Source organism: Candidatus Margulisiibacteriota bacterium (assembly GCA_041650635.1).
Classification (GTDB): domain Bacteria; phylum Margulisbacteria; class WOR-1; order JAKLHX01; family JBAZKV01; genus JBAZKV01.
The window spans coordinates 1-5,598 of sequence record JBAZKV010000039.1 but is presented as its reverse complement, the minus strand read 5'-3'; the positions used below and the strand labels follow the sequence as shown (position 1 = coordinate 5,598).

Below are 5,598 nucleotides of genomic sequence, written 5' to 3'. Positions count from 1 at the left end.
AAGATTGACTATGACCGGGTCCCCTGCCCTTAGACGCGCCGAGATCTGCAGGGAGTCTTCATATGCTCTGGGCTCGTACAGCATGATCTCGTAATCGCTGCTGGAGGCCTTTTTGCTGGACCTGGGCTTGATGGGGCCAAGATCGACAGCCGCTTTTTCAGACTTGGGCAAATAATCATCCGTTTGTCCATCATCAGCCAGGCCAATGAAAGCTTTTGCCGTGTTCCAGATATTCTCCACCATTACAGTTCTCCTTTCTTCTCCTATGTCCCAAATATCGCAGTCCCTATCCTGACCATGTCCGACCCTTCTTCTATGGCTGTTTCAAAATCCCCGGACATGCCCATTGATAGATATTCTAAACCTAATTCCTTTTTAAGTAAAGCCGCCTTTTTGAAGTGGGGTCTTGCTGCTTCGGGGTCAGGGGAATATGGCGCCATGACCATAAGCCCCTGTACTTTTATGTTAGGCAAAGCGCGGCATTGGACCAAAAATACTTTTGCATCCTGCGGTTTCATTCCAAATTTTGTGGCTTCTTCCGAAATATTCACCTCCATAAACACAGGGAACACCAGGCCTTTTTTACCTGCCTCCTCATCTATCTTCCTTGCAAGCTTAAGGGAATCTAATCCGTGTATAAGGCAGAACAGGCCCAGCGCTTTTTTTACCTTATTGGTCTGTAAATGCCCTATCATGTGCCAGCTTACGCTCTTTTGTAAAGAAAGCGCCAAGATCTTTGGCTCCGCTGTCTGCAGCCTGTTCTCGCCAAAGTCCTCTATACCGCACCTAAAAGCCTCTTCTATCTGTTCAACAGCCGCGGTCTTTGTGACCGCTACCAGTTTTATGCTCGAAAGCTCTCTGCCTGCTCTGCCGGCAGCTTTTTGCATCCTTTCTCTGACGCGGATTATGTTTTCTGCTATATTTGACATTTGATAACCAATATAGCACAGATCAGCATACCTTGACTTTTGGCATCCCGGATGTAAACATATGGTAAAATGTAGGCAAATGAAAAAGACACTTATCTTTTTATCCCTGTGCTTATTGCTTGGCAGTTTTGCCGTTTGCGACCCGTCCTCGATCAAGATCGGGTCGCAGGTGCCGGAGTTAAAGCTCCCGACGCTTTCGGGCTCCTCCTACGACCTTTCTTCCGACAGGGGCAAACCCGTTATCATCACTTTTTACTCTACCTGGAGCCATTCATGCCTGGAGCAGCTCGAGTTCCTTAACTCCCTTTCTTCCTCCAATAAGGATCTGAAGGTGGTGGCCGTAGCGCTCGAAAAAAACTCCTCACCAGTAAAAAGCTTTCTGGATAAGAATGGTTTCAGCTTTACCTCTTTAATAGATAAAAAAATGCGGTCGCTAGACCCTTTTCAGGTGCTTATCATACCAACCGCGTTCCTCATCGACGATACAGGTATTCTCAGGAATATTTATGTGGATTTTGACGAAACAGTAAAGAACTCCATGGCCTCTGACATAAAGAGCCTGCTGTCTTCAAAAAAGTAGGGTCTAACCCCGTTTTTATTCGTATCTGAGCGCTTCTATCGGATCAAGATTGACAGCCCTCATCGCAGGATAGACCCCGGAAATTATGCCGATGGCAACAGACACTGAACATGCCAGGATTATTGCCCAGAGCACCACTACCATGCCCAGTTTTATCACATACATTATGAGAAAAGTCCCAGTCAGTCCCAGTATTATACCCAGGATGCCGCCAAGAAAACTGATGACCACCGACTCGACCAGGAACTGCATAAAAATGTCGCGTCTGCGCGCCCCTACGGCTTTCCTTATGCCGATCTCCTTTGTCCGCTCGGTTACCGACACCAGCATTATGTTCATTATCCCTATCCCGCCCACCAGCAGGGAGATCGCAGCTATCCCCCCGATAACCGTGGTCAACAAGCCGACGATATTGTTTATCAGGCTCATCATCCCTTCCTGGGTGTCTATGTGGTAATCCGACGGGTCTATCTCCTTGTCCAGGACCTCCCGTATCTCTTTTATGGCCTGCTTAAGCAGCTGCGGGCTCTTGGCCAGTATGTCCATCTCGACTATGGCCTTGGTATCAAAAAGGCTGAGCCCTGTGGTCACGGGAACGGCCATAACATCGTCCATGTCCTGCATAAGGACCTTCCCTCTTCTTTCAAAGACGCCGATAACGACGAATTTTCTTCCGTTGACCTTTATCTTTTCCCCTATCGGATCAAAACTGCCGAACAGCTCATCGGATATCTTTTGCCCTATTACGCAGACCTTTCTGCTTCCCTCTACCTCCGCCCTGTTAAAAAACCTGCCTTTAACTACTTTGTGCGAAAAAACGGTCGTATAGTTCTCTGTTGCACCCCAGCACTGGCTCAGGTTATAGTCCTTTTTTCCGTATTTTAGTTTGGCCTTGCCCACAACAATGGGCATGACCTCGCTTACCGAAGGACACTTTGCCTTTATCATGTCTGCGTGCTTGAGCCGCAGATCATTATCGAAATAGGCCATGTAGTCCCCGGCGTTCTTTCCGGGAGCCACCTGGAGAAAAGCGGCGTTCATGCCAAAGGACTGCATCTGTGCCACCACATACTGCTTTGCCGCTTCCCCTATGGCAACAAGGATGATGACCGAGGCTATTCCGATAACGACCCCCAGCATTGTAAGCCCCGCCCGGGTCTTATTGGCCCTGATAGAGCGCAGCGCCATGAAAAAACTGTCAAAAAAGCTCATTTTATCTTTTTATCCTCTATTATCCTGCCGTCAAACAGCCTTACCAACCTGCTGCCCCGCTCCGCTATGTTCGTATCATGAGTGACCATGATGATCGTTACCCCCGAAGAGTTCAGTTTATCAAAGATCTTCATGACTTCTTGACCGGACCTGCTGTCAAGGTTTCCTGTTGGCTCGTCAGCAAGGATGACCGAGGGCGAGTTCACTATTGCCCGGGCAATTGCCACTCTTTGTCTCTCGCCTCCCGAGAGCTGGTTCGGCATGTGGGCGGCCCTTGACAGTATACCCACGGAATCAAGGGCCTCTTTTGCTTTTTTATCTCGCTCCGCACTTGTGATGCCGCTGTATATAAGAGGAAGTTCCACATTTTCGATAGAGGAAAGCCGCGGAAGTAAATTGAAAGTCTGGAAAACAAAACCGATCTTCCGATTCCTTATCTTTGCCAGTTCAGTATCATGAAGCTTTGAGATATCGACCGAGTCAAGCCGTATGGACCCGGAGGTCGGGCGGTCCAGGCAGCCTATCAGGTTCATTAAAGTCGATTTGCCGCAGCCGGAAGGCCCCATTATGGAAATGAATTCGCCGCTGTCCACCGAAAAGTGGATGTCAAACAGGACCGGGACCTCCAGCTGGTCCAGTTTGTAGGTCTTACAGACATCCTTTACCAGGACTACAGGCTTATCACTTTTCAATCTTAACCCTGCTCCCGTCCTTTATTTTATCCAAACTGCTGACCGCCACTTTTTCGCCTGCTTTGAGGCCTTTGACCACCTCTATGTTCGTATAGTCTTTTATGCCGAGTTCAACATCCCTTTCTTTCGCCTTTTTTCCTAAGACAACATAAACCTTCTGTTCGTCATTTTTGGAAAAAACCGCTTCACGCGGTATTATCAAAAGACCTTCCCTTATCCCGGTTATTATTTCCGCGTTCACGGACATGCCGATCTTAAGCCTGTTTTCCGGATCGTCAAACGCTATCCTGCCCCGGAAGATCTTGTCCTCTTCGTCCATCTTTATCCTGCCGCCGACCTTTTTTAGCTCCGCTCTGTTGACAATATTGGAAAGCCTGCCGTTTATTGCAAGGTCAGGAAAAGCATCGGAGGTTATTTGGGCGTCGTTTCCTAACTTAACCTCTCCTATATCGGTTTCGTCTATCTGGACCTCGATATACTTTGATGCAGGATCAACAACAGAGACCGCCGTAACGCCCGGAGAGGCCGTTTCTCCCGGGTCCTGAGCAACAAGCACGACTTTCCCGGATATGGGGGATGCCAGATAGGAATTCTCGTACTGGAGCCTTGCAGTTTCATATTGCTGCTTTGTGGCAAAGCCGCCGTCATAAAGCGTTTTGATCCTTTCATAGTCAGACCTTGCGTTATCGTAGTTGTCAAACTTAACCAGGACCGAGCCTGCCGATACCCAGTCCCCTTCTTTTACCCCCACCCAGGTTATGAGAGACGGCATTTTGGGGCTGAGGTCCGCTTCAAAGCCTTTTATCTCCCCCGAAACGCTGACGGAAGGAGAGATCCTGCCCACAACGGCCTCCGCGGTCTTTACTGAAACAGAATTCCTCGAATTCATGAGCCACATCCCGATGAAGACCGCCAGAACTGCCGCTGCGATTATCTGCCACTTTCTTTTTTTAAGCATGAATAATACCTTTCTATCCCAGTTTTTTCTTAAATTTTACCACCGCCATGGAAAATATGACCGCCCCGAGAACGAAAAGAGCGGCTGCTTCTCCCCACAGATATTCTATACCAATTCCTTTCAAGAATATACCTCTGACCACAGTTAGAAAATATCTCATCGGAATGATATATGTGAACGCCTTTATGATATCCGGCATATTATCTATGGGAAATATGAACCCCGATAACAGCATGGAAGGTATCATGAAAAAGATCACGGACAGTATGGTCTGCTGCATGGTAGAGGATATGGTGGAGATGTAGAGCCCCACGCCGAGGCTGGTCAGGATGAACAAAAGGGATAGCACCACAAGCAGCACAATGCTTCCCAGTATCGGCACCCCAAACCACAGCGAGCCCACCATAATGACGAGCACCATGTCAATAAAAGCCAGAATGATGTACGGGACCATTTTCCCCAGCATAAGTTCATAAGGCTTTATCGGCGTCACTATTATCTGCTCCAGTGTCCCGGATTCCTTTTCTTTTACGATCGATACAGAGGTGAGTATCGAGGTAAGCATCATTAACAGAACTGCTATCACGCCGGGCACCATGTAGTTTATACTTTTCTGCTGCTGATTGTGAAAGATGCGGACTTTGGGTTCTATCAGGCGGATCTTTTCAAGGATCCCCCCGGGACCTCCGTAGCGCTCTTCGAGCAGCCTCAGAGAGTCCTGATACACTATCCCGCTGATGTATCCCATGGCTATGCCGGCGACATTTGAGTTGGTGCCGTCCACTATGAACTGGACTTTTGCAGTCCCTTTTGACTTTAGGTCCCTGGAATACTCCGGGGGAATATTTATGGCTGCTTTAACTCTTCCGCTGTCAAGCAGCATTTTTTCATGTTTTTGGTCCCCTGCCTCGTATTTAAGGATAAAATACCCCGAGTTCTTGAAGCTGGATAAAAGCTGCCTGCTGTCCCGGGATTTGTCGCTGTCCATAAAGGCCGCAGGGATGTCCCTGACATCGGTGGTGGCCACATAGCCAAATATCAGCAGCTGGATGACCGGGGCAACAAGGATAAAGCCTATTAGCCTGCGGTCGCGCAGCAGCTGTATGAACTCTTTTTTCATCAGATGGAACAGCCTGTGGTCAAAGATCATTTCTTAATCCAGCCTTTTCTTGAACTGCCTTGCAGCCAGCACTATCATCAGTACCCCGAACGCTGTCAGAAGCAGGG

The 5,598-nt window shown here is 48.5% G+C and carries 7 protein-coding genes; 1 reads left to right on the top strand and 6 read right to left on the bottom strand.

What is annotated here, in order from left to right; translation table 11 throughout:
- Together WC490_07940 and WC490_07935 are read right to left on the bottom strand one after the other, a co-directional pair.
- A partial coding sequence (locus WC490_07940; GenBank protein ID MFA5098530.1) for a cell division protein SepF occupies nucleotides 1–243 on the bottom strand: 243 nt, incomplete at its 3' end.
- Nucleotides 244–263: 20 nt separating this feature from the next.
- On the bottom strand, nucleotides 264–929 hold the full coding sequence (locus WC490_07935; GenBank protein ID MFA5098529.1) for a YggS family pyridoxal phosphate-dependent enzyme: 666 nt from the start codon (nucleotides 927–929) through the stop codon (nucleotides 264–266).
- A gap of 79 nt (nucleotides 930–1,008) precedes the next feature.
- On the opposite strand from WC490_07935, the gene WC490_07930 reads away from it, so the two are divergent.
- A complete protein-coding gene (locus WC490_07930; protein ID MFA5098528.1) occupies nucleotides 1,009–1,509 on the top strand; it encodes a TlpA disulfide reductase family protein in 501 nt (166 codons plus the stop codon).
- A gap of 15 nt (nucleotides 1,510–1,524) precedes the next feature.
- Here the strand turns inward: WC490_07930 and WC490_07925 are convergent, their stop codons facing one another.
- Genes WC490_07925 through WC490_07910 form a run of 4 tightly spaced genes read right to left on the bottom strand, consistent with a single transcriptional unit; the run spans nucleotide 1,525 to nucleotide 5,521 of the window.
- Entirely contained in the window at nucleotides 1,525–2,721 is a 1,197-nt protein-coding gene (locus WC490_07925; protein ID MFA5098527.1) for an ABC transporter permease, read from the bottom strand.
- Nucleotides 2,718–3,413 (bottom strand): ABC transporter ATP-binding protein, encoded by a 696-nt coding sequence (locus WC490_07920; protein ID MFA5098526.1) that lies wholly within the window; start codon nucleotides 3,411–3,413, stop codon nucleotides 2,718–2,720. Before WC490_07920 ends, WC490_07925 begins: the two co-directional genes overlap by 4 nt.
- Nucleotides 3,403–4,371, bottom strand: a complete 969-nt coding sequence (locus WC490_07915; GenBank protein MFA5098525.1) for an efflux RND transporter periplasmic adaptor subunit — start codon at nucleotides 4,369–4,371, stop codon at nucleotides 3,403–3,405. Before WC490_07915 ends, WC490_07920 begins: the two co-directional genes overlap by 11 nt.
- A 13-nt stretch (nucleotides 4,372–4,384) precedes the next feature.
- A complete protein-coding gene (locus WC490_07910; GenBank protein ID MFA5098524.1) occupies nucleotides 4,385–5,521 on the bottom strand; it encodes an ABC transporter permease in 1,137 nt (378 codons plus the stop codon).
- Nucleotides 5,522–5,598 lie beyond the last annotated feature (77 nt).